Raw genomic sequence first — 23582 nt, forward strand, 5'->3', positions numbered from 1 at the left:
GCGCCGTGTTGCCCCTGTGGACAGAGTGGCAGAAACCGTGAGCCGTCTTTTTTGCCCGGCTTGGAGCGATGACCAGAATCCGTCATGACGTACTCGATGGACACCAGAACGATCATCCTGCTGTTGGCTATTGGCTCGTTCCTCTTTTTTTTGTTGCTGCTGCTTGACCAGTTCCGCAAAGCACCCGCGCAACGCATTCCCTACTGGGCCGGCGCGAAATTTCTCCAGGCCGTCGGCTCCCTCATTCTCTTTGTGCGAGGACCAACGCCCGAGTTCGCGACCATTGCCAGCGCCAACACCCTGCTGCTGCTCGGCTGCGCCTACGAAGCCTGGGCGGTCTGCTATCTGGTCGGCTACCGGGTTGGCCGGCGGGTCCATGTGCCCGTGGCCCTGGCCATCGTCGCCGTGTGTCTGGCGACCTTTTGCCTGGCACCGCCCAACCGGGCCCAAGTGGTATTTGCCGTCCATACTGTTTTTTACGCCCTGCCGGCCGTGGTCCTGCTGCGGCAAAACCGGGCCGGCTCCCTGTTGCGCTGGGTGTTGGGGGCGAGCTATCTGCTGGTGTCCCTGCTGTTTCTGGCCCAAGTCCTGTGGCTGGCCGTTGACGTGGCCCAGAGCTGGCAACGCTTCGGCGCGATCATCTATGCCGTCATGGTGCCCTCGATTTACGGTATCCTGATCGTGAGCGGCTTTAGCATGCTGCTTCTAGCCAAGGACAAAAGCGACAGCGAGCTGGAGGCGGCCCAGGCATCGTTGCGCAACAAGGACGAGCAGTACCGCCGCAAGCTGGAACGGCTCAATAAGACCGATGATCTGACCGGCATTGCCAACAGACGGCATTTCGACGCGGTGCTGGCCCGGGAATATGCCCGCCATACGCGGTCTGGCGAGGTGCTGTCGCTGATTCTCGCCGATGTCGACCATTTCAAGGCTTTTAACGACTGCTACGGTCACGTGGCCGGGGACGAGTGCCTGCGCCGCATCGGTGGCCTACTGGCCGCCAACGCCTCCCGGGCCACTGATCTGGCGGCCCGCTACGGCGGCGAGGAATTCGCCTGCATCCTGCCCATGACTGACCTTAACGGGGCCTGCGCCATAGCGGAACAGATCCGCCGGGCCTTTGAGGCCCTGGCCATTCCCCATAAGGGATCAAGTACGGCAGGCGTTGTCACCGCGAGCTTTGGCGTCGCCACGATGCGCTGCACCAAGGACCGGACCTTTTCTGAAGTAGTGGCGGCGGCGGACAAGCTCTTGTATGCAGCCAAATCCTCTGGCCGCAATTGCGTGCAGTGCCAGGCGGTCAAGGACTAGTGCAGCGTTCACTAAAAAACATTTATGTTTTTTAGTGAATAAGAATAATAAATGCAGAGTGTTGACGCCAGGTAAGCCATGACAGCAATTGCCGAACGCGACACGAGACGCCAGGGCAGGCAAGCTTGGCCGGGTTGGCGTGGCGCATACGGCCCGGCACCCCGATTGAGGGAGGTTTTCTCCCCTACCCCTTGCCCTTGATAATCGCCTTGGCCGGAATAAGCCCGGTGGTGGCGGCCGAGACGATGTTGCCGGCCACGCCCGGACCGTCGCCGGCCACGTACATGCCGGCAATGGCCGTCTCCAGATCAGACGTGGTGTCGATCTGGGTGGCGAAGAATTTGATCTCCGGTGCGTAGAGCAGCGTCTCGTCGTTGGCCACGCCCGGCACAACGGCGTTTAACTGTTCCAGCCCGTCCACCAGATTGGCCACGATGCGCTCGGGCAGGGCCATGGCGATGTCTCCGCAGGTGACCGAGGTCAGCGTCGGCTCGACGCTGCCCCGGCGGATGCGGCTCCAGGTGCTGCGCCGGCCGCGTTTGAGATCGCCAAACCGTTGCAGGATGGGGCTGCCGCCGCCGATCATGGTGGCCAGCCGGCCGATGGCTTCGCCGTAGGCCTGATTGTCGGAGACCGGGTCGTTTAAAACGACTTTGGAGAGAAAGGCGAAGTTGGAGCTGTCGGATTTGGCGTCCATGTAGGCGTGGCCGTTGACGCACACGAAATCCTGGTAGTTCTCAAGAGCCACAAAGCCGCCCTGATTGGTGCAAAACGTCCGTGTCTGGTCGTCGTATTTGCGCGTGCGCACGAAAAAGGTCGGATCATAGATGACGTCGGTCAGATCAGCCAGAATCTCGTTGTGGACCTCCACGCGCACCCCCACCTCGATGCCGCGCTGGCTATACGGCAGGCCGTGGCGTCGGGCGAGCTGCCCCATCCACTCCGCACCCACCCGGCCCGGGGCCAGGATCACGGCCGGGGCCTCATAATCGGCCTGGTCGGTGGTCACGCCGGTGACGCGCCCGTTGGCAACGATAACATCGCCAACGGTTTCGCCGGTGCGTATCGTCACGCCGCGCGCGGCAAGCCCCTTAGCCATGGCCGCGATATGGTCGGGCAGATGGTCGCTGCCCAGGTGTTTTTGGCGGATGAGGAGCAATTCGATGCCGAGCTTGCGGGCTTCCTTGCGGATGGCCCGGGCCTTGTCCATGTCCGTGGGATAGACCGGACCGTCCATGCCAAGGGCCGTGAAGATGGCCTCGGTTTCATCGATAAGGGCTGCGGCCTGGGACAGGGGCATGAACTGGGTCAGATCGGTCTTGCCGAGCTTGGGGATGAAATTGAGTTTGCCATCGGAAAAAAGCCCGGCCCCGCCGATGCCCGAAAGGATGTTGCACGGCGAGCATTTGATGCAGTCGGTGCGGCCCTTTATGGGGCAGCGGCGTTTGCCCGGGGCCTTGCCTTTTTCGAGCAATAAAACGGACAGGTCGCTGTGCAGGCTCAGCCAATAGGCGGCGAACAGGCCGGCCGGACCGCCGCCGACGATGATGACGTCGAAACTGGTGCGCGCTTTGTGGGTCACGGGGAACCTCCGCAAAAAGCCCCGCACGCTGGCGGGGCATAGTTACGACATACCCGGAGGGCGGGGTGTCTGGCAAGGAGCCGTGCCGCCCGCCTTGCCCCGGTAGCGTCGCCAGCCCCTTTGCCGCCAACCGCCAACCGCCCGGCCTCGCGCCTTTGCTGGAGCCTTGGTCCAGGGAGCGGGGCTGGGGGAGCAACGCGCCACAGGGCGGCGATCCACAAACGGTGCCGGCTGGCGATGGGCTATCGATTTTTTGTGGAAGAGGCGAAGCGTCCCGGCCGGTGCATGGGGGGGATGATCCGGGAAGGCGCAGGCCCTGGCGGGGCAAAGGGTTTGGCCGAACGGCGCAGGGCCGGGAGCAGGCCGCCGTGCTCGGCGCGCAGTAGCAGCAGGCAAGGCACAAGGAGCAGCGGCGGCAGGGCCAGCAGGCAGAGCAGGACGTCATAGCCAAGCAGCGCCGCCCACAACCGGCCGGGCAGGCCGTCCTGGAGCAGGGCGGCGGCCCCGGGCGTCCACCCCTCGGGAACGAGGCCGTAGAGCCGGGTGTCGGGCCAGGCACCGAACCAGAGCCGGGTGGCGAGTTTGAAAAGGGCGGTTAAAAACGAGCCGCCGACCCAGATGACGACCAGACAGGCCGCCAGGAAGGCGGCGGAGCGGCGCAGAGGCGTTGTTTGTGCCATGGTCTGTCCCTGATCGCGCCTTGGCGCGATCAGGGGTCGAGATGCAAGGAAGATGCCGCGTGGCGTTAGGAGGTCGAAAGGGGCGGGTCGCCAGAGGCTGCTTGGGGCGTCAGGTCCTGGCCCAAAACAGCCGTGAAGGTGAAGACCGAGCCAACGTCTGGTTCGCTTGCAACGGTGATGGCCCCGCCCATGCGTTCGACCAGCCGGCGCGTGATGGCCAGCCCCAGGCCCGTGCCGCCAAAACGGCGGGTATAGGAGCCGTCGGCCTGGGTAAAGGCCTCAAAGATGCGCCGGGTGTCCTCGGGCCGGATGCCGATGCCGGTGTCGCTGACGGTGAAGACGAGTTCCAGCTCGGTGGGGGCGTCGGGCAGGTCGCGGCCGCGGCGCACGCCGACGACAATGCCGCCGCGGGCGGTGAATTTGACGGCATTGCCGACCAGATTGGCCAGCACCTGGTGCAGCCGGTCCGCGTCGCCAAGCAGCGCGTCAGGCACGTCGGCGTCCACCTCCACGGCCAGCCCCAGACCTTTCTCCCGGGCCTGGGCTCCCGGGTTGGTCTCGATAAAGGTCAGCAACGCGCGCAGGCTCAAGGGAGCACAGCGCAGTTCCAGGTGGTCGGCCTCAATGGTCGCAAATTCGAGGATACCGTTGATAAGTGAGAGCAAGGAAGCGGAAGAATCCATGATGTCGGCTAGATAGCTTTGCTGGGTGGGGTCAAGTTCGGTCGCGGCCAGCACTTGGGCCATGCCCATGATGCCGTTCATGGGGGTGCGGATTTCGTGGCTCATGTTGGCCAGGAATTCCGATTTGGCCTGGCTGGCCGCTTCGGCCGCCTCTTTGGCCACGGCCATGGCCGCCTCGGCTTCGCGCCGCTCGCCCACTTCGCGGATGAGTTCCTGGTTCATGCGGTTCAGTGTCCGGGTGCGTTCCCGCACCATGACTTCCAGGCGCTCATTGACGCTTTCGAGGTCCTGGCGGGCCAGCACCCGGTCGGTGATGTCCTCGGCAATGCCGGCCACCCGGTAGACGAGGCCGCTTTCGTCGGCCACGGGAAAAATGCGGGCCTGGACCCAGCGCTGGCTGCCGTCGGGACGCTGCAGCCGGTATTCCGGGAACGCCCCGGGCGCGATGGTCCGGCCGGCCAGGGCGGCGATGTAGTCAAACACCTGGGGACGGTCTTCGGGGTGCACGCCGTCGATCCAGGACAGGGGGGCTTCATAGAGGCTTTTGGTGGAGCGGCCCCAGAGGCGCTCGTAGGCCGGGCTGATGTAAAAAATGCGTTTGAAGTCCGTGGAGCCAAGCCAGAATACCTCGCCGATGGTCTCGGCCAGTTGGCGGAATTTTTTCTCGCTTTTGCGCAGGGTCCGTTCGGCCATCTTGCGCTCGGAGATGTCGCGCGTAACGGCAATGACCCGTCCCGGCCGGCCGGTCTCCATGGCCCGCAGGTTGACCTCCACCCAGAACAGCCGTCCGTTTTTGTCCCGGGCCAGCCACTCGAAGAGTTGGGGCTGGCCACTGGCGGCTTGCCGCAGCCTGTCCATGATTTCGGTTGCGCCGTAGGGCGGATAGCCGGCGCTGAGCTGGCCGGCGGTCAGGCTGCGCAAGGCCTCTCTGGGATAGCCGTACAGGGAGACGGTCTGGTCGTTGGCGTCCAGAAACGCGCCGGTGGCAGCGTCCTGGATGATGATGGCGTCGCTGGCGGCATTGAAAATGGCGCGGTAATCGGCCTGGGTGTCGCGCAGGCACTCCCAGGCGGCCTGGATGCCGGAGTTGTCGCGGCCGCAGCCAAGGACGGTGGCCCCGTTGCCATCCGGCCCGGCCAGGGGTGTAAAGAGCCAGCTCAGGCGTCGGTGGCCGCCCGTGGCAACCAGGGCGTCGAGATCGATCTGGCCGGGCCGGGGGGCGCTGTCGCCGGCAAGGCAGGCGTGAAACGCCGCCCGCCCCTGCTCCCGGTTGGCTGCGGCCAGGGTCTGCCCGAAAAAATCCTGGTCGAGCATCTCCTGGCGCGTGCGCCCCAGAAAGGCCAACCCCCGCTCGTTTATGGCGGCAACCCGGCCGGCGGCAGTCAGCACAACGACCACGTCGCCAGCCGACTCCAGCAGGGCGTCCCGCAGGCGATCGGCGTCGGGGGTGACTTCAGTCGTTGGCGGGGGCTGTTGTTGCGTCATGGCGTTCTGTGCTTTTTCACGGGAGGCGATAACACTCAAACAGCTTATGGCCTTTGGCCGCCCGGGGCAAGTGTCAGACTGTGCGGTGTCAGCCTGACAGTAGGAGGGCTGCGGCGGGCTTGCCCGGCTGGGCCGGCAGCGTTATGAACACGCAGCCGGCGGTGGGGCGCACGGTCGCAGCGGCCGATACCGTCTGAAACGCAGAGGCAAGTTTTGTGCAAAAAACGGGAAATTGGATCAAAATGCACCGCAACTTCACGAATCGAACCGAAGGCATGATTGCAGTTGTCGCGGGCAGCAGTCTTTGTTGTACCTCCTTCTCGTATTTGAAGTTGACAAGTCCTTTGGAAAATTTCTAGCATAGCGTCTATCTGGCGACTGGATCAGCCGATGAAACGTCCATTGCGGTGTTTTCGACGGGTGTTTATCGGTGTGTCTGACGCCGGGAAAAAGGAGCCGTCATGGAAACAATGACCTATCAGGAAATGCAGCGCGTACTGATGGACGAGCTGCGTCTTATGCACTATCCTATCGCCATCAAATACTTTTTTGATCAGGCTGAATTGGATGCCTTTAAGGCCAAGGCGGAGTATTACCAGTCGGCCAAGGCCCTGACCTTTTGCCAGGCCGAGCTCGGGGCGCGCATGGAAGGCCTGACCGTGCTCATGGGCCGGGAGCAGCTTGGCTGCGGCAACGCCAAGTGCGTTTTTGGCTGGAAGGAAATCGACGCCGCCGAGATCAAGGGGCATCTGAAGTACGTGCGCGATCTGGAGCAGGCCGAGCGGTTTGTGCGCAGCAAGCCGCGTCTGGCCGGCGAACTGCTGGCTGTTGCCGTTTCGCCCCTGGCCGAGACTGTTTACCCGCCCGACGTGGTGCATTTTTACTGCGACAACATGCAGGCCTACCATCTGGTGGTGGACTGGATGTCCGCCCTGGACCACCATCCCCTTCGCCCCAACATGACGATGAATTCGGCGGCCTGCGGTGGCAACGTCCAGTGCTTTAACACCGGCGAAGCCAACGTGTTTCTGGCCTGCAGCGGCAGCTACAACGCCGGCAAGACCGAGCGCGGCGAAATAAACGTGGCCATTCCCGGGGCCGACATCGGCAAAGTGGTGGCCCGTCTGGCCGAGCGCAAGGCTGCCACCGGCGGCGCGTCGGTGACGCGCTCGGGCGAGCCCTTCCCCGGGGCCGACATCTGCAAGAACTGTCCGCTGATCGTTTTCAAAAAGGGCAATGCCGCCGATACCAACGCCGCCTCCTGATCCGGGCTGGCCACAGGCAACGTACAAAAAGCGGTCCTTCGGGGCCGCTTTTTTTGCGTTGCGTGGGCAGGGGCGGGGCGGCGGGCTGTCAGTCCGGCCCGTCTTGACGTGACGTGACGCGGCCGGGGGCGTCGGAGCCGGTCCGGCCGGGCCGTTCAGACGGCGGTGCGGATAATCGCCCCAAGTCCGGTGTCGAGAAAGTGGGTGGAAAAAAGCGCGGGCGTGTTGTCCGGGACATTGGAACCCATGTCCGGGGCCTGACGCTGGGCGGCGAAATGGCTGGCCGCCAGGGAGGCCACCAGATCCGCCGAGGAGGTCAGATCGAAGCGGGTGAGGAATTGGGCGCGTTCCCACATGCGGTCGGATATGGCCATGTCCGCTCCCTGGGCTGCTGCTTGGATATAAAAATAGTGCGCCGGCCGCCGCTCGGCAAGGGATTTTCGGATATTTCGGCGAAATGGGCAGCAGGGCTGTGGGCGGCCAGCCGGGCAAGGCCGGGCAAATGCCCGGAAAGCGGCCAGCCAGGCGCATTGGCACGCTTCTGGCTTTCTCCCGGCGAGCTGTGTTGTTCCCCATAAGGAGGAATTTGTATGCGCCGACTCTTTATCATCCTGGCCACGGCCTGTTGGGTGGCCGCCCTGGCCGGTTCGGTCGAGGCCTTTACCGTGGTGACGCCGGGTTTTGCCATAAGCGTCCCCCTCTACGCCGCCCCGCCGCCGCCGGTCTACGTGGGGCCGCCGGTGTATGTGGCACCGGCCTATGCCCCGCAACCGGTCTATGTGGGGCCGGCCTATCTGCCGCCGCCGGTCTACCCGAGGCCGGTCTATCCGAGGCCGTACTATCCGAGGCCGTACTGGGCCAGATAGGATTGCCGGCCGGCACAGCCTGATGCTGCGCTCTACGCCAACACAAAAAGCAGGGCGGGCCGGAAAGGGGGGGGCGACCGGGGCGTCTGCTTCCCCCACTGGCTGCGCCCGCCCTGCGCCGCCGCCTTGACCGGGACGGCAATCTCGGCCACCACAATCGGACCGGGAGCGGTGGGGTCCGTGTTCCCGGCCAACGCCGTCGCCGACGGCAAACAGCAGGAGGCCGCAATGGTTGTCAATTGGCAGGAAATGTTGGGCGAAGCCGTCAAGACGCTGGGTGGGTTGGCCAAGGGCAATCCGGGCATCATGGAAGGGTATAAAGGCCTGGACGGTGCCGGCAGCGCCTTTGGCGCCCTGGACGCCAAAACCCGGGAGCTGATCAGTCTGGCTGTGGCCGCCACCACCCGCTGCGACACCTGCATCGCCGTGCATGCCCAGGCCGCAGCCGAAGCCGGAGCCAGCCGCGAGGAACTGCTCGAAACCCTGGCCGTGGCCATCACGCTTAATTCCGGCGCGGCCTTTGTCTATTCCTCGCGCGTTTTGGAAGCCTTCGACGCCTTCTCCAAAAAATAACGGCGCAAAACCCAGTTCCCGGGGGGGGGCGGCCAGACCGCCCCCGCCTTGCTGCCATGGACAAAGTTTCGGGAAAATGATTTTGTCGCGACCGGTTGCCCGACCCAGGGCAAACGCAGACGTTCCCGGAGGCGTAGATGGCGGCAAAAGCACTCTTCCTCACCCTGGCCCTGGCCCTGCTCCTTGGCGGCTGCGGCTCGCTTGGTACAAAGGCCGCAAGCCCCGGTGCCGCCACGACAGCCATGCCCCTGACCCCGGACAACGTGGCCAAGGTGCGCGCCAGTGTGACTGCGGCCAAAGCCAAGGCTCCCCGGGTCGAAAGCCGCGACGACTACGTCCGGCTGGCCCGAAGCGTCTATGTCGCCTCCTGGGCCGGCCAATACGATGCCGCCGCCACCACGGAAACGGCCCTGGCCCAGTCCAAGGCCGGCAATTCCACCGCCCGGGAATACCTCGTCATCATGGTCTATGACATCCAGCTGCAAACAGCCATGGAAGGAAAAACCCTTTCCGCCGAGGATTGGCAGGCCGTCTATGTCGGCTCCGGCATCATGACCAACGCCGCCTACGCCGGCTATGTGGACATGGCCCGGGGCGGCAAGGTGCTGCCCTAGGCGGGTCGGATAGTCGCACCTATGGAACGCACGTTTTCCTCCCTGCCCCAGGCCGCCCGGGCCGTGGTCGTCGATGCTGGCCGGATCTGCCTGGATCTGTTCAAGGTCATGGTGCCGATCCTTATTGCCGTTAAGATCTTAAAAGAACTCGGCTGGATCACCTATCTGGCCAAGCCGCTGGCACCGCTGATGCAACTGGTGGGCCTGCCGGCGGAATGCGGCCTGACCTGGGCCACGGCCATTGCCAACAATCTCTATGCCGCCCTGGCCGTCCACGCCGCCCTGGTCCCGGACATGGCCCCGCTGACCGTGGCCCAGGCCACCGTCATTGCCACCATGATGCTTATTGCCCACAATCTTTTCGTGGAAGGGGCCATAGCCAAGCGCTGCGGCGTGGGGTTTTGGGGGCAGGCGATTTTGCGTCTGGCCGGGGGGCTGGCCTGCGGCATGCTCCTAAACGGCGTCTTTTCCGGGTTGGGCCTTTTCACTGCTCCGGCCCCGCTGCTTTTCAGCCCGTCGTCCGACGACGCAACGCTTGCCACCTGGGCTTTGGGCGAAGTCAAAAATCTCGGCCTGATCTATTGCGTCATCGCCGCCTTGGTGGGGACCATGCGGGTGTTGGACGCCCTGGGCGTCACCCGGCTGTTCGAGAAGGCGCTCATGCCTTTTTTGCGGCTCATGGGCATCGGCGGCGGGGCGGCCACCATCACCGTCATCGGGTTGGTCATGGGACTGGCCTACGGCGGCGGGCTTATTCTGCACGACGTTCAGAAAGGCAAGGTGGAACAGCGCGACGTCTTTTCCGCCATAAGCCTTATGAGCCTGTCCCATGCGCTTATTGAGGACACGCTGCTGATGTATCTTATCGGGGCCACCATGTGGGGCACCTTTGTCGGCCGCTTGGCCTTTTCCCTGGTGGTGGTGGCCGTGTTGTCGCGGCTGATGGCTCTTTTGGCCCGGCCGCAAGCGGCCGTCTGACACCGTGCCCGGCTTGGTTGGGCCAAGCGGGCCGGCCGGGCGCAGGCACGGCATGATCCTATTTTAGGACGCGGCGTTGGCGTTTTGCGCCGCTACGACTGCAGGGACGTTTGTTTGCTTATGAAGACTGCGTTTTCCATGATGCGCCTGCGGCGCTGGTGTGCTTTGGCCGCCAGTCTGGCCGTGGTGGCCCTGGCCCTTGGCGGGGCCTTGGCCGCTTCCACCGTGGACCCGGCTTTTGAACCGATCCTCAGGCGCCTTGCCGCCGACGGGCTGCCCGAATCGAAGCTGCGCCGGCTGTTCGCCCGGGCCGAGCTGGTCTTTTCGCCCAGGGCCATGGCCGACAAGCTGACCGCCCTGTATATGCGCAAATATGGCCTGCGGCTGGTGGCCGATGTCCAGGCCGGGCTTGCCGCTCTGGGCTGGTATCCCGGTCCGGTCGATGGCAAGCTCGACCGGATGACCCGCTGGTCGATCAAAACGTATCAGTCCGCCGTGGGCCTGCCCCCGGACCCTGTCGCCACCGAAGCCTTGCTGCGCGAACTTGGGACGACCCCCCGGCGCGCCCCGGCCGGCCTTGTTTTCCCCGAATTCCCCACGGCCGAGGTCCACGAAGTGGTGCTCTCGGCCGAGCGAATGGCCGAAGCCCGGGAGTTTTACGCCCAAAACCGAGCCGCCCTGGCCCGGACCCGGGAGGCCTACGGCGTTCCCGAGGAATATCTGGTGGCGCTGCTCGCCGTGGAAACCCGCGTCGGGCGGTATCTGGGCGACGAGGTGGCGGTGGTCAATCTGGCCTCGCTGGTGGCCGGCGAAGACCCGGCCCGGCTGGCCCCGGCCTTTGCCTATGAAAAACCCGCCGCAGACCGGCAGGCCTGGCTCAATAAAAAAGCCCTGGAAAAGGGCGAATGGGCCTACGGCGAACTGCGGGCGCTGTTGCGCTACGCCGAGGCCCAGGGCATCGACCCGCTCTCCATCCCGGGATCGATCTACGGGGCCATCGGCATCTGCCAGTTCATGCCCTCCAATGCGCTCAAGTACGCCGTGGACGGCAACGGCGACGGCAAGGCCGATCTGTTTGATGTCCCGGACGCCCTGGCGAGCCTGGGCAACATCCTGCGGGCCATGGGCTGGAAGCAGCCCATGTCGGAAGAGGCCATGCGCAAGGTTTTTTACGGCTATAATCATAGCCAGGTGTACGTGAATACGATTATGGATGCGGCGCGGCGTTTGCGTGAAGCCCCCGCCTCTGGTACGACAAAACCATAAGGCGACCTGGGGCGCGCCGCCGGCGTTGGGCCGGTGGATCGAGCGTCTGTCGGTTCGCAGCATCGGGGGTGCTTATGCGCGCCAGAGGGCTTTTTTGCGCCGTTACGACGGCGGTCTGCCTGCTTATCCTTGGCGTGGCGCTGCCGGCTCGGGCTGCCACAGTCCTGGTGTACCACAGCTTTGGCGTGCGAACCTCCATGTCCATTTCCCTGGCCGCCTTTGAAGCCCAGTTGGATTTCCTGGAGAAAAACGGCAACACGGTCATCGGCATCGACGAACTCGTGCGCACCGTGGCAGCGGGGCAAAACCCGCCGGACGGGGCGGTGGTCATCGCCATCGACGACGGCTGGGCCACGGTGATGCAGGCCTTTGAGATCTTAAAGCGCCGCAATCTGCCGTTTAGCCTGTCGCTGCCCATGGCCTACACGGCCAACCCCTATTGCAAGGCCACCCTGTCCCAGGCCGATATCGACATAATCAAGACCTATCCCAAAGTGGTTTTTGCCGACCATTCCTTCAGCCACTCCCCCAAGCTGGCCAAAAGCGAGGACTTTGCCCGGGATGACATCCGCAAAAGCCGGGAACGTTTTCGGCAGGTGTTCGGCTTTGACACCAAATATTTCGTCTATCCCTACGGCGCGGTGAGCGAGGCCTACACGCGGCTTTTGCGCGAGGCCGGCTACGAATACCTGTTCGTCACCGGCGAGAGTCCGGTATCCGCCGCCACCAAAATCCAGGCCATCCCGCGCATCGCCGCCCACCGCATGTCGCTGCCGGTGCTGGCCTCGGTGCTGCGCAATCAGCGGGCCATGATGGCCAAGGCCGCGCCCGCTGCGGTTCCGGCTGCCCCGGCAACTGACACGACCCTGGTCAGCGCCACCAAGGCGGCCGAGCAGATTCCGCATAACGTGGAGTAGCCGCGCCGCGCTGGCTGCCAGGGGGTTTCCCGCCGTTGCCGGCGAGCGCCCCACGCCGTGGAGTAGCCGAGCCGTCTGGCTGCCGGGGGAATCTGCCCGCCACTGCCGGCCGGATTCCACGCAATGTGGAGGAGGCGCGCCGCCCTGAAGTGGCAACTGTGCCGTATTCCTGGCGTAGCTGGTGATCTCTGAAAAAATGATTTGGACGGCCGTTTTCCACAATACGTGGAGCGGCCGTTCTTTTTTGTTTTTGGAATGTGGTTTTTTTTCGAGATAAGGAGAAAATAATGTGCTCCGGGGGCCAGCCACACGAACCCCTTAAAGTACTTTCTCCGTTCGGGGGGTCCGGGGGGGATGATCCCCCCCGGCCGCCGGAGGCCTCTTCTGCCTTCTCTTCTCTTACTCTCTTCTCCGCATCGCCCTTACACGCCGGCCGCGACGCGATGGGCGAGAGTCTGGTAGTCCTTGGCTCCGGGCGAGCGCGGGGCGAATTCGAAGATGGTGCGCCCTTCGGCCGGGGCTTCGGACAGTTTGGCGTTGTAGCGCACCGGCGGGCAGATGCGCTCGGGGTAGAGCGTTGCCAGCTCCTGGGCCAGGGCGGCCGGACCGCGCACGCGCTTATCTAAAAATGTCGGGACGATGTAGGCCAGGGAGAGTTCCGGCCGGTAGCGCGACACGGCAGCGAAGCTGCGCAAGAATTCCGAGAAACCTTGCAGCGACATGGCTTCCAGCGCCACCGGCACCAGCACTTCGCGCACATAAAAGAGCACGTTGACCGTCAGCGCGTCCCAGCCCGGGGCGCTGTCCACCACGATGATGTCAAAACGGTCATCGAGCGGGGCCAGGGCGTCGTCGAGGGTGCGCTCGCCGCCGAAATCCTTGCGGCTGATCAGGCGTTTAAGGCCGGCCAGCGATTTGCCGCCAGCCAGCAGCCACAGGTTTTCCCGGGCCATAAACAGGGCGGTTTCGGCATCGGCCGAGCCTTCGACCAGTTCGGCCAGCCCCTTGGCCGGCGCGACACCTAAAGCATAGGCGCATTGGCCCTGGGTATCGGCATCGACCAGGAGCACCCGCTGGCCAAGGGCGGCCAGGCCGGCGGCCAGATTGACGGCCGTGGTGGTCTTGCCGACCCCGCCCTTGCTGAGCATGACCCCGATGCGCCGGGCTGTGCCCGGACCGGGAGCCGGCAGCCTGGAAGGAGCCGGGGCCGGGTCGGCGGCAAGCTGGTGCTTGATGGCCGATAGAGCAGCAGCGGCGGCCCGTTCCTCGGCCGCGTCGGGTTCGGCCATGACCGGCGGACCGGCCTCTTCCTCAAGTTCAACAGCCGGTTGGGCGGCTGGGGCGAGTTGGGGTGGAGCGATTGCTGCAGCCCTGTCCGGGGGGATTGGTGCCGCCCTTGGCGCGGTCAGGGACGCGGCGGCCGACTGGGTGGCCTGGGCCACGGCCTGGGCGGCAGCCTGGGCGGCGGCTGGCCCGTCGGCCAGGGCAGGAGCTGGCGTTGCGGCCGCCAGAGCTGGTCTGGCCACGGCCTGGAGCCGGCGTTCGATGAGTGTCGGCCGCTCGAACGCGCCGTGGGGCCGTTCCAGGCGCAGTACCGGGCTGGCAGCTTCGGCCAGGGCCGGTTCCGGCCGGTTGACGCGAAAACGGCGGTGGCAGGTGCTGCAGGTCGCGCCAGCGGCATCGGCATCGGCGGGAAGCGTTTGTCTGGCCCGGCAAAAGGGGCAAATGGAAATCATGGTTTCCTCCGGGGTCAGGCGGGCGTCTTGGGAGCGCTTTGGCCGGGCTGGCCCAGCAGGCGACGGGCCAGCGGGCTTTGCGGCCCGGTGGCTTCAAAGGCGTCGCAGGCCAGGGTCAGGGCGGCTTCCAGGATGGCGGATTTGCTGATGCGACGGGCGGTTGGGGCGCTGTCCCGGGCCATTTCAGCCAGGGCGTCCCGGGCCGCGTCCAGGCGGATGGCGGCTCCGACCTCGATATAGTGGGTGGCCTTGCGCTTGGACGGACGCTTGGCTTTTGGCGGCACAGGGCGCAGGATGGGCCGGATCGCCGCTGCTTCGGGCGTCGGGACCGGGGCCGCCTTGGGGGCAGGGCCGGGGACGGCGGCCCGGCGGATGAGGCGCTCCAGGCCTTCGTGGCCGGGGTAGGGCGTCTCGTCTGTGGCGCGCAGCAAGGCGTCCATGATATCGACGGCGGCCGGTGGTGCGCTTGACATGGTCGGCTCCTGGGTTTGGCTGCGGACAGTGGTCCGCCTCCTTGACGCCAAGCAAAAACTTTGCCAGAACCCGCACCCTGCAACGAACGACCGGTCCCGGACCCGGCCGCCAAACCCGGCTCCCGCTTTTTCGGGGCCAGCGGAGATGCGTTATGACACGCTGGCACGGCCCGGGCGGCATCGCCCATGTGTTGCGGCTGGGGCTGCCGCTGTTGGCCGGCATGGGGTCGCTGACCGCCATGCACCTGACCGACCGCATTTTCCTCGGCTGGTATTCCCAGGACGCCCTGGCCGCCTCCCTGCCGGCCGGCGTGACCTTTTTCCTTTTGACCTCGTTTTTCCTGGGCACGGCCGGCTATGCCGGGGTGCTGGTGGCCCAGCATGTCGGGGCCGGGCTGTCGGCCATGGTTGGCCGGGTGGTCTGGCAGGGCATCTATTTCGCGGTGCTGTCCTTTGTGCCGCTGCTGCTCCTGGCTTTGGCCGCCGAGCCGATCTTTGAGGCCATGGGCCATGCCCCGCCGGTGCGCCGGCTGGAGGTCGTCTATTACCGGGTGCTGATGTTCGGGGCCGGGCTTATGGTGCTGGAGGCCTCACTGGCCGCCTTTTTCAGCGGCCGGGGGCTGACCCGGGTCATCATGTTCGTCAATTTCGGCGGCGCGCTGCTCAATATTCCCCTCAATTATATACTGATCTTCGGGAAGCTCGGGTTGCCGGCCCTGGGTGTGGCCGGTTCGGCCCTGGCCACGGCCACGGCCTGGGGAACCATGGCCGCCGCCTACGGGGTGCTGATTTTCACCCGGGACAACGACCGGCTCTACGGCGTCTTTCGCGGCTTTCGGTTCGATACCGCTCTGTTTGCCCGGCTGGTGCGGCTGGGGATGCCGGGTGGTGCCCAGGTCTTTCTGGATGTCTTTGCGGCCATGGTCTTTATTGCCCTGTCCGGGCGACTTGGCCGGGCCGAGCTGACCGCCACGAGCATTGTGCTTTCGGCCAATACGCCGGCCTTTTTGCCGCTGATCGGCCTGTCCCAGGGGCTGGCCGTCATTGTCGGGCAGGCCATGGGGGCCGGGAAACCGGCCGAGGCCGTGCGGGCCGCCGGCAGCGCCGCGCGTGTCATGGCCGTCTACATGGCCATCATGGCCGTGATCTTTCTGGCCGTGCCCGACCAGCTGGCCCGCATCTTTGCGCCAAACGATCCCGATGCCTCCTTTGCCGACGCCGTGGCATTTTGCCGGCCGCTTTTCGCCTGGGCCGCCGTGCTCGGCTGTTGCGACATCGTCATCCACATGGGGTTTGGCGTGTTGCGCGGGGCCGGCGACACCCGCTACCTCATGTGGGCCGCGGCAGCGGTCTCTGTCTTCGCCCTGGTGATCCCGGCCGCCTGCGCCGTGGCCTACGGCTGGGTCGGGGTGGTCGGGCTGTGGGGCTTTTTTGCCTTTTACGCTGCTGTCATGGCCGTGGTCTTGTGGTTGCGCTACCGGGGCGGGACGTGGCAAACCTTGCGGCTGGTCAAACCGGCTGGCAGCGGCCCGTAACACAGGAGCCCCCATGCGCGACACCCTCGTGCGGCGGATGTTTGAAGACATCGCTTTTTCCTACGATTTCCAAAATAGCGCCCTGTCCCTGGGCATCGATATCTGGTGGCGCAAGGTCTTGGTCGGCCTGCTGGAACCCACTTCGGGCCTCGTGCTTGATGCGGCCACCGGCACCGGCGAAGTGGCCCTGGCCATCCGCCGCCGCCGGCCGCGGCTGACCGTGATCGGCCTGGATTTTTCCCCGGCCATGCTGGCCGTGGCTGCGGCCAAATCCGCCCGCAAGCACGTTTCAGGCTATCACCTGGGCGTGGCCGACTGCCGGGACGTGCCCCTGGCCGGGGCCAGCGTCGAGGCCGTGACCATGGCCTTTGGCATCCGCAACATCGCCGAGCGGGTGGCGGTCATGAGCGAGTTTCACCGGGTGCTCAAACCCGGCGGGCAGATGCACATTATGGAATTCGGCCTGCCCCGAAACGGGCTGGCCGCCGCCCTCTATCGTTTCTATTTCGACCGCATCCTGCCGCCGGTGGGCAACTTCCTGTCGCGCACGGACTACGCCTACAGCTATCTGGTCGAATCGGTGGACGCCTTCCCGCGCGACCGCGATTTCCTGGCCCAGATGGCCGAGGCCGGGTTTGGCCAATGCCGGGTCACGGACCTCACCTTCGGCGTGGCCCGGATCTTTACCGGGCGCAAACTCTAGCCGATAATAGAGATTGTCCTTGACAGCGCCCCCGTCTGTCTGGTGCAACCTGGGAGACTGACCGCAGCAGCGCAGAGGGGAACCATGGAAGTCAACTGGCCGGAACGTTTCTATTGCCGCAGCTTCGTGCGAAAGATCGCCCAATGGCGCGAAGTGTCCTTTTTTCGCGCCGCCCACCCCATCCCGCCCGGGGCCAAAGTCCTGGAAATCGGCTGCGGCGACGGCGGTGGGGCAGCCATCTTTGCCCGCAGCTTTGCCCCGTCCCTCTACCACGGTCTGGACGTGGACCCGGCCATGGTCACCATCGCCGCCGGCCGCCGCAAGGGGCCGGCCTGGGACAACCGCCTGTTTGTGCTGGGCGACGCCGAGCATCTGCCGTACCCCGACGCCGCCTTCGATGCGGTGGTCAATTTCGGCATCATCCACCACCTGCCCGATTGGCGCCGGGGCGTGGCCGAGGTGGCCCGGGTGCTGCGGCCGGGCGGGGTGTTTTATTTCGAGGAAATCTACCCGCCGCTCTATGCCAATCCCCTGTTTCGCCGTATCCTGGCCCACCCGAGGGAAAACCGGTTTCACGGCCCCGAGTTCCGGGCCGCCCTGGCCGACGAGGGCCTCAGCCTGCGGCCGGGCTACCATGAATCGAGCCTTTTCATTCTCGGCGTCGCCATCAAAACCGCGCGCCCCTAACCATACCTTGGAGCCGCCATGGACTACCTGACCGATCCGCTGTTCCTGTCCCGGCTGCAATTCGCCTTCACCACGGCCTTTCACATCACCTTCCCGACCCTGACCATCGGCCTGGGCGTTTATCTCGTGGTCCTGGAAGGGCTGTGGCTGAAAACCGGCGATCTGACCTATTTTCGCCAATTCCGCTTCTGGTCCGGGCTGTTCGCGGTCAATTTCGCCGTGGGCGTGGTCTCGGGCATCCCGCTGGAGTTTCAGTTCGGAGCCAACTGGGGACCGTTTTCGGCCACGGTTGGCAACTTCTTCGGCCAGATCCTCGGCTTCGAGGGGACCATGGCCTTTATGCTCGAATCGGCTTTCCTCTATATCATGCTCTTTGGCTGGAAGCGGGTCGGGCCGAAAATGCACTATTTCGCCACCATCATGGTGGCCTTTGCCGCTTCACTGTCGGCCTTTTGGATTCTCGTGGCCAACTCCTGGATGCAGACCCCGGCCGGCGGCCATCTGGCCGGCGGCATCTTCGTGGTGGACGATTATCTGGCCGCCGTTTTCTCCCCGGATCTGCCCCTGGCCTTTTCCCACATGTACGTGGCCTGCCTGGAAGTGACGCTTTTTGTGGTCGGCGCGGTGTCGGGCATCTATATCCTGCTGGGACGGCATACGGCCTTTTTCCTGCGCTCATTTAAATTTGCCGCCGTGGCCGCCCTGGTCGTCGCCCCCCTGCAACTCTTGGTCGGCGACTTAAACGGCCAGGAGATCGGCCATCTCCAGCCGGCCAAGGTGGCGGCCATCGAATCCCATTGGGAAACCAACAAACCCGGCCAGGGCGCGGCCTGGCACATGTTGGCTTGGCCTGATCCGGAAAATGAACGCAATCTCTTCGAGATATCCGTTCCCTACGGCCTCAGCCTTTTAATCACCCATTCCCTGACCGGAACCGTGCCGGGGCTTAAAGATTTTCCCAAGGAAGATCGGCCGCCCATCGTGCTGCCGTTTTACTCCTTCCGCGTCATGGCCGGCGTTGGCGGCATCATGATCGCCGTCATGGCCTGGACGCTTTTGTGCTGGAAACGCGGCCGGCTGACCCTGGAGCGCGCCCCGGAAAATAAGCTCCTCTATCTGGCCTGGGTGGCCATGGCCGGCGGAGCCTATCTGGCCGTGGTCATGGGCTGGGTCACCCGCGAAGTGGGGCGGCAACCCTGGCTGGCCTACGGACTGATCCGCACCAGCGATGGCCATTCGACCAACCTGACCGCCGGGCAGGTCGGCCTGTCCCTGGCCGGCTTCGTCCTGGCCTACACGCTGCTTTCCCTGGCCTTCGTCTATTTCATGGGCAAACTGCTGCGCAAAGGGCCAAACATGGAAGAACTCCCCCCGCCCGCCCATAGGCGGCTTGGAGCGTAAGAAGAAAAGGCAGAAGATGCCTCCGGCGGCCGGGGGGATGATCCCCCCGGACCCCCCATCGGGAAAAGTATTCAAGGGGTATTGGACGTTGGCTGGCAGACTGGCCGGCTACCGGCCCGGACAGCCAGCGTGAGCGCGCAAGGGCGGCAGCCCCCCCCTTGCCTTCCAGGAGGGATTCCAAAGGGGCCACCCCTTTGGCCGCCGGAGGCACTCTTCTCATCGCAAGAGACGCAACATGTGGAGCACCGCTCGTTTGGGGAACCGCGAGCAAGGAGAAAGGCGGCGAACATGGACGGACAAACAAGCCTGGCCGATGTCTGGTACTGGATTATGGCTTTGCTGCTGTGGCTCTATGTCTTCACCGACGGGTTCGACCTGGGCGTCGGCATCCTGTGTCTGTTGGAGAAAGGCGAAGCCCGGCAAAGTGTCATGATCGAGACCATCGAGGGCGTGTGGCATGCCAACCAGACCTGGCTGGTGATGCTGGGCGGGGTGCTTTTCGGTGCGTTTCCGCTGGTCTACGGCACGGTGCTGGCTGCTCTCTATCTGCCGGCCGGTTTTTTGCTGTTTGCGCTGATGGCCCGGGGCATCGGCATTGAATACCGGGCCGAGGTCGAAGGCTCCAAGGGCTTTTGGACCAAGACCTTTGGCTGGGGCAGTGTGGCCGTGACTGTTGCCCACGGCATCCTGCTCGGGGCCATTCTGCAAGGCATGCCCTTTGACGGTCTGCGCTATCTGGGCGGGATGTGGGACTGGTTTTCGCCCTTTGTCATTTTGGTGTGCGCCACGCTTTTGTGCCTCTATCCCATGTTCGCCGCCGCCTGGCTGGTCCTTAAGACCGAAGGTGAAGTCCAGGACGCCGCCCGGCTGTGGGGGCTGCGTTTCGGCTCGGGCGCGGTGGGCTGTCTGGTGCTGCTGGTGGGCTGCATCGCACTCGACGGCCATCTGGGCCATCTGGTCGGCCGGCCGGGCCAAGGGGGCCTGGGGCCACTGTTTATTTTGCTGCTGGTGGTGGCGGTGCTCAACGCCGCCCTGTATTTCCGGGCGCTGGGCAAGGGCTGGGAACGCCGGCCGCTGCTCTACTGCGCCGTCATGCTGCTCTTTGTCTTTTTGGCCTTTGGCGTAAACCTTTTCCCCTTGATCGTGCCGCCCGCAGTGACTGCCGCGTCCGCCGCCTCGCCGCCGGAAATGCTGCGCATCATGCTCTATGTTGTTGGCGGCATGCTGCCGGTGGTCCTTTTCTACAACGCCTACCAGTACCGGGTGTTTCGCGGCAAGGCGGTCCCGGAGAACGAGGCCTAGCCGCTTGAAAGACGTTTCGTGCGCCGCATCTGGAAAGCGGGGCTTTGCCCTGACCGTGTATCTGGCCCTGTCCCGCACGCCGCATGGCCTGCTGGATCTGGCCGGCCCGTTTTGCGCCGCCCTGCTGTGCCGGGGCGGCCTGCCGCCGCTGCCGGTCGTGGCCCTGGGCATCGTCGTCGTCTTTGCCGGCTACACCGCTGTTTATGCCTTAAACGACATCGTGGACTACCGATCCGACAAGCGCCAGCTCGAAGCGAGCGGGGCCGACGAGCGCGTCAACTACCTCGACGCGGCCTTTATCCGCCATCCCCTGGCCCGGGGCTGCCTGTCCCTGCCTGGGGCCATCGCCTGGTTTCTCGGCTGGGCCGTGGTGGCCTTTATCGGGGCCTATGCCTTAAATCCCGTCTGCGCTGTCCTGCTGGTTCTTGGCTGTGTCCTGGAAACCGCCTACTGTCTGCTGCTCACCGTCACCCATCTGCGGGCGCTCATAAACGGCCTGGTCAAGGCTCTGGGGCCGCTGGCCGCTGCCTATGCCGTGGTCCCGGACCCCTCTCCCTGGTTTCTGGCCGGCTTGGTGGCCTGGGTGTTTGCCTGGGAAATCGGCGGCCAAAACATCCCGGCCGACTGGCACGATGCCAGCCGCGACGCCATCACCGGCGCACGCACCATGCCGGTGGTCCTGGGCTATGCCCGGGCCAGCCGGTTGGCCGTGGTCCTGTTGGCGGTAAGCCTCATCCTGTCCGTGCCGCTTTTGGCGCTCTCGCCGCTGGGGGTGTCTGCGCCCCTGGTCCTGGCCGCCGGCCTGGGCGGGGCCTGGCTCGTCCTGCCGCCGGCCCTGACCCTGGCCGCAACTCTCGAAGATGCCCAGGCGGCGGCGCTGTTTAACCGGGCCAGCGCCTACCCGGCCCTGGTGCTGGCCGTCCTGGTCGTCGCCCTGCTCACAGGCTGAGCCCGCAACTGTCCCGCGTCACCGTCAACACGAGCGGCCGGGCGATCCTGGACCGCCGGCCCGGGCTGCGTTGTCCTGCGCGCTGCGGGGGCGCGGCGTCTGACGCGTATGGCGTAGCCGCAGTTCGCGTCTGTATGGAAGCGGGCCGGCAAACTGCAATACAACGCTCTTGCGTCAGGAATACGGCCGTTTGTTAAGAAGCGCGCCGCTGGGTCAGGGCGGGTTTCCCGGCAGAAGCAATGGCCTTTGGCGACGCCGCATCGGCCGTCGTGCTCTGTGTGGTCATTTCGGCGACGAGGTTTTGCAGCACCTGCGTCTGGGCGGCGAGATCGGAAACAGCCCGGTCCGCCTGCCCCATGGCCTGGGCGGTTTCAGCCGAGAGGGTTGCGACCTCTTCGATGGAGCGATTGATTTCCTCGCTCGCCGAGGATTGCTCTTCGGAAGCCGTGGCGATGGAATGGGCCTGATCCGAAGTCTGGTCGACCAACAAGACGATGTCCCTGAGGGCATCGCCCGACTTTCCGGCCAGAACCGTCATCTCCTCTATGGCGTGGACCGCTTGTTCCACGCTGGAATAATTCATTTTCGTCCCCTGCTGGATACCACGAATCGCTTCTCCCACTTCCTTTGTGGCGGTCATGGTCTTTTCCGCGAGCTTGCGCACCTCATCGGCGACAACGGCAAAGCCGCGTCCGGCATCGCCGGCCCGGGCGGCCTCGATGGCCGCGTTGAGCGCCAGCAGGTTGGTCTGGTCAGCGATGTCGGAGATCACGCTGAGGATGTTCCCGATTCCTTCGGCCTGGCTGCCAAGGGCTCCCATATCCGTAAGCGATTGACGGGCCTGCTCCTTGACCTGGGTCATGAAATCGACGACCTGCCCGACGATCCTGGCACCTTCTTCGGCCTTGAGCTTGGCCTGGGTGGACGTTGCGGCGGCTTGGGCAGCGTTTCTGGCAACCTCCAGGACCGTGGCGTTCATTTCCTCCATGGCGGTCGCGGTTTCGCCGACGCGGCGGGACTGTTCTTCGGACCCTCGGCTGGATTGTTCGATTTGCGCCGCAAGCTTTTCCGAGGCTGCGGTGGCTATGGCAACGACGCCATCAATTTTATGCGCTGCCTGGTGCATGGTTTTCCGTCCCTGCTCGGCCAACTTTCCCTCAAAGACGGCTTGTTCCATAGCCTGCTTGGCCTTTTCAGACTCTGCAAGCGCCTCGTCGGATCGTTGCTTGGCGATGTCAATTTGGGTCTTTAAATCCGCGACCATGGATCGGAGCGCGTCTGCCAGAATCCCAATTTCATCAGTGCTTGCAACTTCTAAAATGGTATCAAACTTCCCAGCTGTTACAGATTTTGAAAATGCGACACATTTATTTAAGGGGATGGTAATTGAGCGAATGATGATAAAAGATAAAACGCAAATAGAAATTATTACGCCAGAAATGATGGCGGAAAATGCAAGGAATATGTCATTTTTTGTGGCGTTAACTTTTTCTGTTGTTGTTTGCAATATTTTATCGCAGTCAGTGTTGATGTCTTTGACGATATCATCGATAGCTTTGGTCGGTTCGCGGTCGATTCCGGAGACTAGGGCGTCCACAATTTTGCCTGCGTTGCTATCGTTTTTGTCAAATTTTTCTAAAGCAGCGAAGTATTTGTCGAGTAGCAGCGTATGAATGGAAATAGCGTCGTCTAGCTTAGTGGCCGGAAGTCTCAACTGCTGCATGGTTGCTTTCAAACGAGTCAAGTCATTGACGACGGCAGTGTGCTCTTGCTTAAAGAGATCAAGATACGGCTGAAATTTTTTGGGATCATTGCCCCGGATGAGGATGTTTTTCCATTCCTGGACTTGTTTTTTAAAGGAAACCTGTGACGATCTGGCGAGATCGGTGGCATTTTGTGCAAGTTTTAAATCATTAAGCGCTACGGAGTAGGATTTTTCAAATACGGATACGCTATAAAAACCATACCATGCAACGACTATTAAAGATATGATGGCAATTGCGGCCAAGGCAAAGAGACGGCTGCTGATCTTGAAATTTGTGATGTGCATGGATATCTGTCCTCTTGTAAATATTTCCGTTGGAGACTGTTCCAACCGAATTCTTTTTTATATGTGCGGGTTATAGAAATGGGATGGTGCCTGATCGTCACAAATATGTCAAATTGACAGGGGTGAGCGCTTTTGGCCGGAGAGTGTCACGCGTGCTCTGATGCGGCCCAAGAGTGGATGGAAGAATTGCGTGATGCGACGTTGCAGGGAAAAAACTGCTGTTGTTGAACCCGCAATAGCGCGAAGAAAAGAAATTTGAACAACGGGAAACGGTGCTGGCGGCTGCGGCACGGCACGGATTTTCCTGAAGTTGCCCAAGGCGGGGACCGAAAGGCTTCAGATCGAAATGAAAGCCCCTCGCCGCCTGGCGGGCGGAATGGGAATCCGCAACGCTGGGTCTGTCCCGACGGCCATGGCGAAGCTTGCTGCGCCGGTCGCGTCAGGGTATCGCGCGCGTTGCATACCCCGAGCGCGTGGCGGGGGATGCGGGAATGGTCACGGTGAATCGGATCAGACCGGAACTCTT

The 23582-nt window shown here is 63.8% G+C and carries 21 protein-coding genes; 14 read left to right on the plus strand and 7 right to left on the minus strand.

Annotated features, from left to right (window positions below; genetic code table 11):
- Positions 1-96 precede the first annotated feature (96 nt).
- Positions 97-1311, plus strand: coding sequence for a GGDEF domain-containing protein (locus GTA51_RS00065; protein ID WP_160957658.1), 1215 nt, complete (start codon positions 97-99; stop codon positions 1309-1311).
- 184 nt (positions 1312-1495) lie between these two features.
- On the opposite strand, the gene GTA51_RS00070 is transcribed toward GTA51_RS00065, so the two are convergent.
- The 3 genes from GTA51_RS00070 to GTA51_RS00080 all read right to left on the minus strand — a co-directional run bounded on the left by GTA51_RS00070 (position 1496) and on the right by GTA51_RS00080 (position 5741).
- Positions 1496-2893, minus strand: coding sequence for an FAD-dependent protein (locus GTA51_RS00070; protein WP_160957659.1), 1398 nt, complete (start codon positions 2891-2893; stop codon positions 1496-1498).
- Positions 2894-3135: 242 nt separating this feature from the next.
- Positions 3136-3573, minus strand: a complete 438-nt coding sequence (locus GTA51_RS00075) for a hypothetical protein (RefSeq protein WP_160957661.1) — start codon at positions 3571-3573, stop codon at positions 3136-3138.
- 65 nt (positions 3574-3638) lie between these two features.
- Positions 3639-5741, minus strand: coding sequence for a PAS domain S-box protein (locus GTA51_RS00080; RefSeq protein ID WP_160957662.1), 2103 nt, complete (start codon positions 5739-5741; stop codon positions 3639-3641).
- A gap of 461 nt (positions 5742-6202) precedes the next feature.
- Between GTA51_RS00080 and GTA51_RS00085 the strand changes: the two genes are divergently transcribed.
- Entirely contained in the window at positions 6203-7006 is an 804-nt protein-coding gene (locus tag GTA51_RS00085; protein WP_160957664.1) for a DUF169 domain-containing protein, read from the plus strand.
- A 155-nt stretch (positions 7007-7161) separates the two neighbouring features.
- Here the strand turns inward: GTA51_RS00085 and GTA51_RS00090 are convergent, their stop codons facing one another.
- Positions 7162-7380 (minus strand): hypothetical protein, encoded by a 219-nt coding sequence (locus GTA51_RS00090; protein WP_160957666.1) that lies wholly within the window; start codon positions 7378-7380, stop codon positions 7162-7164.
- Positions 7381-7596: 216 nt separating this feature from the next.
- Between GTA51_RS00090 and GTA51_RS00095 the strand changes: the two genes are divergently transcribed.
- The 6 genes from GTA51_RS00095 to GTA51_RS00120 all read left to right on the plus strand — a co-directional run bounded on the left by GTA51_RS00095 (position 7597) and on the right by GTA51_RS00120 (position 12220).
- Positions 7597-7872, plus strand: coding sequence for a hypothetical protein (locus GTA51_RS00095; RefSeq protein WP_160957668.1), 276 nt, complete (start codon positions 7597-7599; stop codon positions 7870-7872).
- Between the two features lie 228 nt (positions 7873-8100).
- Positions 8101-8445 (plus strand): carboxymuconolactone decarboxylase family protein, encoded by a 345-nt coding sequence (locus tag GTA51_RS00100; protein ID WP_160957670.1) that lies wholly within the window; start codon positions 8101-8103, stop codon positions 8443-8445.
- A gap of 137 nt (positions 8446-8582) precedes the next feature.
- Positions 8583-9059 (plus strand): hypothetical protein, encoded by a 477-nt coding sequence (locus GTA51_RS00105; protein WP_160957671.1) that lies wholly within the window; start codon positions 8583-8585, stop codon positions 9057-9059.
- Between the two features lie 21 nt (positions 9060-9080).
- The gene (locus GTA51_RS00110) at positions 9081-10037 is read left to right on the plus strand and encodes a nucleoside recognition domain-containing protein (RefSeq protein WP_160957673.1); all 957 of its coding nucleotides are present in this window, start codon (positions 9081-9083) and stop codon (positions 10035-10037) included.
- 120 nt (positions 10038-10157) lie between these two features.
- On the plus strand, positions 10158-11303 hold the full coding sequence (locus GTA51_RS00115; RefSeq protein ID WP_160957675.1) for a lytic murein transglycosylase: 1146 nt from the start codon (positions 10158-10160) through the stop codon (positions 11301-11303).
- Positions 11304-11377: 74 nt separating this feature from the next.
- Positions 11378-12220, plus strand: a complete 843-nt coding sequence (locus GTA51_RS00120; protein ID WP_160957676.1) for a polysaccharide deacetylase family protein — start codon at positions 11378-11380, stop codon at positions 12218-12220.
- 422 nt (positions 12221-12642) lie between these two features.
- Here GTA51_RS00120 and GTA51_RS00125 read toward each other — a convergent pair whose 3' ends face one another.
- A complete protein-coding gene (locus GTA51_RS00125) occupies positions 12643-13956 on the minus strand; it encodes a ParA family protein (RefSeq protein WP_160957678.1) in 1314 nt (437 codons plus the stop codon).
- A 14-nt stretch (positions 13957-13970) separates the two neighbouring features.
- Positions 13971-14429 carry a hypothetical protein gene (locus GTA51_RS00130; protein WP_160957680.1) on the minus strand — a complete coding sequence of 153 codons (459 nt, stop codon included), beginning with the start codon at positions 14427-14429 and terminating at the stop codon, positions 13971-13973.
- Positions 14430-14581: 152 nt separating this feature from the next.
- On the opposite strand from GTA51_RS00130, the gene GTA51_RS00135 reads away from it, so the two are divergent.
- From GTA51_RS00135 to GTA51_RS00160, 6 genes are all read left to right on the plus strand, one after another.
- Positions 14582-15964: an MATE family efflux transporter gene (locus tag GTA51_RS00135; RefSeq protein ID WP_160957682.1), complete on the plus strand. Its 1383-nt coding sequence runs from the start codon at positions 14582-14584 to the stop codon at positions 15962-15964.
- A 13-nt stretch (positions 15965-15977) separates the two neighbouring features.
- The gene (locus GTA51_RS00140; RefSeq protein ID WP_160957683.1) at positions 15978-16667 is read left to right on the plus strand and encodes a ubiquinone/menaquinone biosynthesis methyltransferase; all 690 of its coding nucleotides are present in this window, start codon (positions 15978-15980) and stop codon (positions 16665-16667) included.
- Positions 16668-16751: 84 nt separating this feature from the next.
- Entirely contained in the window at positions 16752-17354 is a 603-nt protein-coding gene (locus tag GTA51_RS00145; RefSeq protein ID WP_160957685.1) for a class I SAM-dependent methyltransferase, read from the plus strand.
- Between the two features lie 18 nt (positions 17355-17372).
- Positions 17373-18755: a cytochrome ubiquinol oxidase subunit I gene (locus GTA51_RS00150; RefSeq protein ID WP_160957686.1), complete on the plus strand. Its 1383-nt coding sequence runs from the start codon at positions 17373-17375 to the stop codon at positions 18753-18755.
- A gap of 288 nt (positions 18756-19043) precedes the next feature.
- The gene (gene cydB / locus GTA51_RS00155) at positions 19044-20057 is read left to right on the plus strand and encodes a cytochrome d ubiquinol oxidase subunit II (RefSeq protein WP_160957688.1); all 1014 of its coding nucleotides are present in this window, start codon (positions 19044-19046) and stop codon (positions 20055-20057) included.
- Positions 20058-20061: 4 nt separating this feature from the next.
- On the plus strand, positions 20062-21006 hold the full coding sequence (locus tag GTA51_RS00160) for a UbiA family prenyltransferase (protein ID WP_246197860.1): 945 nt from the start codon (positions 20062-20064) through the stop codon (positions 21004-21006).
- 193 nt (positions 21007-21199) lie between these two features.
- Here GTA51_RS00160 and GTA51_RS00165 read toward each other — a convergent pair whose 3' ends face one another.
- Positions 21200-23056, minus strand: coding sequence for a methyl-accepting chemotaxis protein (locus GTA51_RS00165; RefSeq protein WP_246197862.1), 1857 nt, complete (start codon positions 23054-23056; stop codon positions 21200-21202).
- Positions 23057-23582: the final 526 nt, after the last annotated feature.

It is taken from the genome of Solidesulfovibrio aerotolerans (genome assembly GCF_009856865.1).
Classification (GTDB): Bacteria; Desulfobacterota; Desulfovibrionia; order Desulfovibrionales; family Desulfovibrionaceae; genus Solidesulfovibrio; species Solidesulfovibrio aerotolerans.

What these genes read in the sequence shown, in the direction of transcription:
- GTA51_RS00065 (WP_160957658.1), top strand. Translation starts at nt 97, where the DNA reads ATGGACACCAGAACGATCATCCTGCTGTTGGCTATTGGCTCGTTCCTC.
- GTA51_RS00075 (WP_160957661.1), bottom strand. Translation starts at nt 3,573, where the DNA reads ATGGCACAAACAACGCCTCTGCGCCGCTCCGCCGCCTTCCTGGCGGCC.
- GTA51_RS00080 (WP_160957662.1), bottom strand. Translation starts at nt 5,741, where the DNA reads ATGACGCAACAACAGCCCCCGCCAACGACTGAAGTCACCCCCGACGCC.
- GTA51_RS00085 (WP_160957664.1), top strand. Translation starts at nt 6,203, where the DNA reads ATGGAAACAATGACCTATCAGGAAATGCAGCGCGTACTGATGGACGAG.
- GTA51_RS00090 (WP_160957666.1), bottom strand. Translation starts at nt 7,380, where the DNA reads ATGGCCATATCCGACCGCATGTGGGAACGCGCCCAATTCCTCACCCGC.
- GTA51_RS00095 (WP_160957668.1), top strand. Translation starts at nt 7,597, where the DNA reads ATGCGCCGACTCTTTATCATCCTGGCCACGGCCTGTTGGGTGGCCGCC.
- GTA51_RS00100 (WP_160957670.1), top strand. Translation starts at nt 8,101, where the DNA reads ATGGTTGTCAATTGGCAGGAAATGTTGGGCGAAGCCGTCAAGACGCTG.
- GTA51_RS00105 (WP_160957671.1), top strand. Translation starts at nt 8,583, where the DNA reads ATGGCGGCAAAAGCACTCTTCCTCACCCTGGCCCTGGCCCTGCTCCTT.
- GTA51_RS00110 (WP_160957673.1), top strand. Translation starts at nt 9,081, where the DNA reads ATGGAACGCACGTTTTCCTCCCTGCCCCAGGCCGCCCGGGCCGTGGTC.
- GTA51_RS00115 (WP_160957675.1), top strand. Translation starts at nt 10,158, where the DNA reads ATGAAGACTGCGTTTTCCATGATGCGCCTGCGGCGCTGGTGTGCTTTG.
- GTA51_RS00120 (WP_160957676.1), top strand. Translation starts at nt 11,378, where the DNA reads ATGCGCGCCAGAGGGCTTTTTTGCGCCGTTACGACGGCGGTCTGCCTG.
- GTA51_RS00125 (WP_160957678.1), bottom strand. Translation starts at nt 13,956, where the DNA reads ATGATTTCCATTTGCCCCTTTTGCCGGGCCAGACAAACGCTTCCCGCC.
- GTA51_RS00130 (WP_160957680.1), bottom strand. Translation starts at nt 14,429, where the DNA reads ATGTCAAGCGCACCACCGGCCGCCGTCGATATCATGGACGCCTTGCTG.
- GTA51_RS00135 (WP_160957682.1), top strand. Translation starts at nt 14,582, where the DNA reads ATGACACGCTGGCACGGCCCGGGCGGCATCGCCCATGTGTTGCGGCTG.
- GTA51_RS00140 (WP_160957683.1), top strand. Translation starts at nt 15,978, where the DNA reads ATGCGCGACACCCTCGTGCGGCGGATGTTTGAAGACATCGCTTTTTCC.
- GTA51_RS00145 (WP_160957685.1), top strand. Translation starts at nt 16,752, where the DNA reads ATGGAAGTCAACTGGCCGGAACGTTTCTATTGCCGCAGCTTCGTGCGA.
- GTA51_RS00150 (WP_160957686.1), top strand. Translation starts at nt 17,373, where the DNA reads ATGGACTACCTGACCGATCCGCTGTTCCTGTCCCGGCTGCAATTCGCC.
- cydB (WP_160957688.1), top strand. Translation starts at nt 19,044, where the DNA reads ATGGACGGACAAACAAGCCTGGCCGATGTCTGGTACTGGATTATGGCT.
- GTA51_RS00165 (WP_246197862.1), bottom strand. Translation starts at nt 23,056, where the DNA reads ATGCACATCACAAATTTCAAGATCAGCAGCCGTCTCTTTGCCTTGGCC.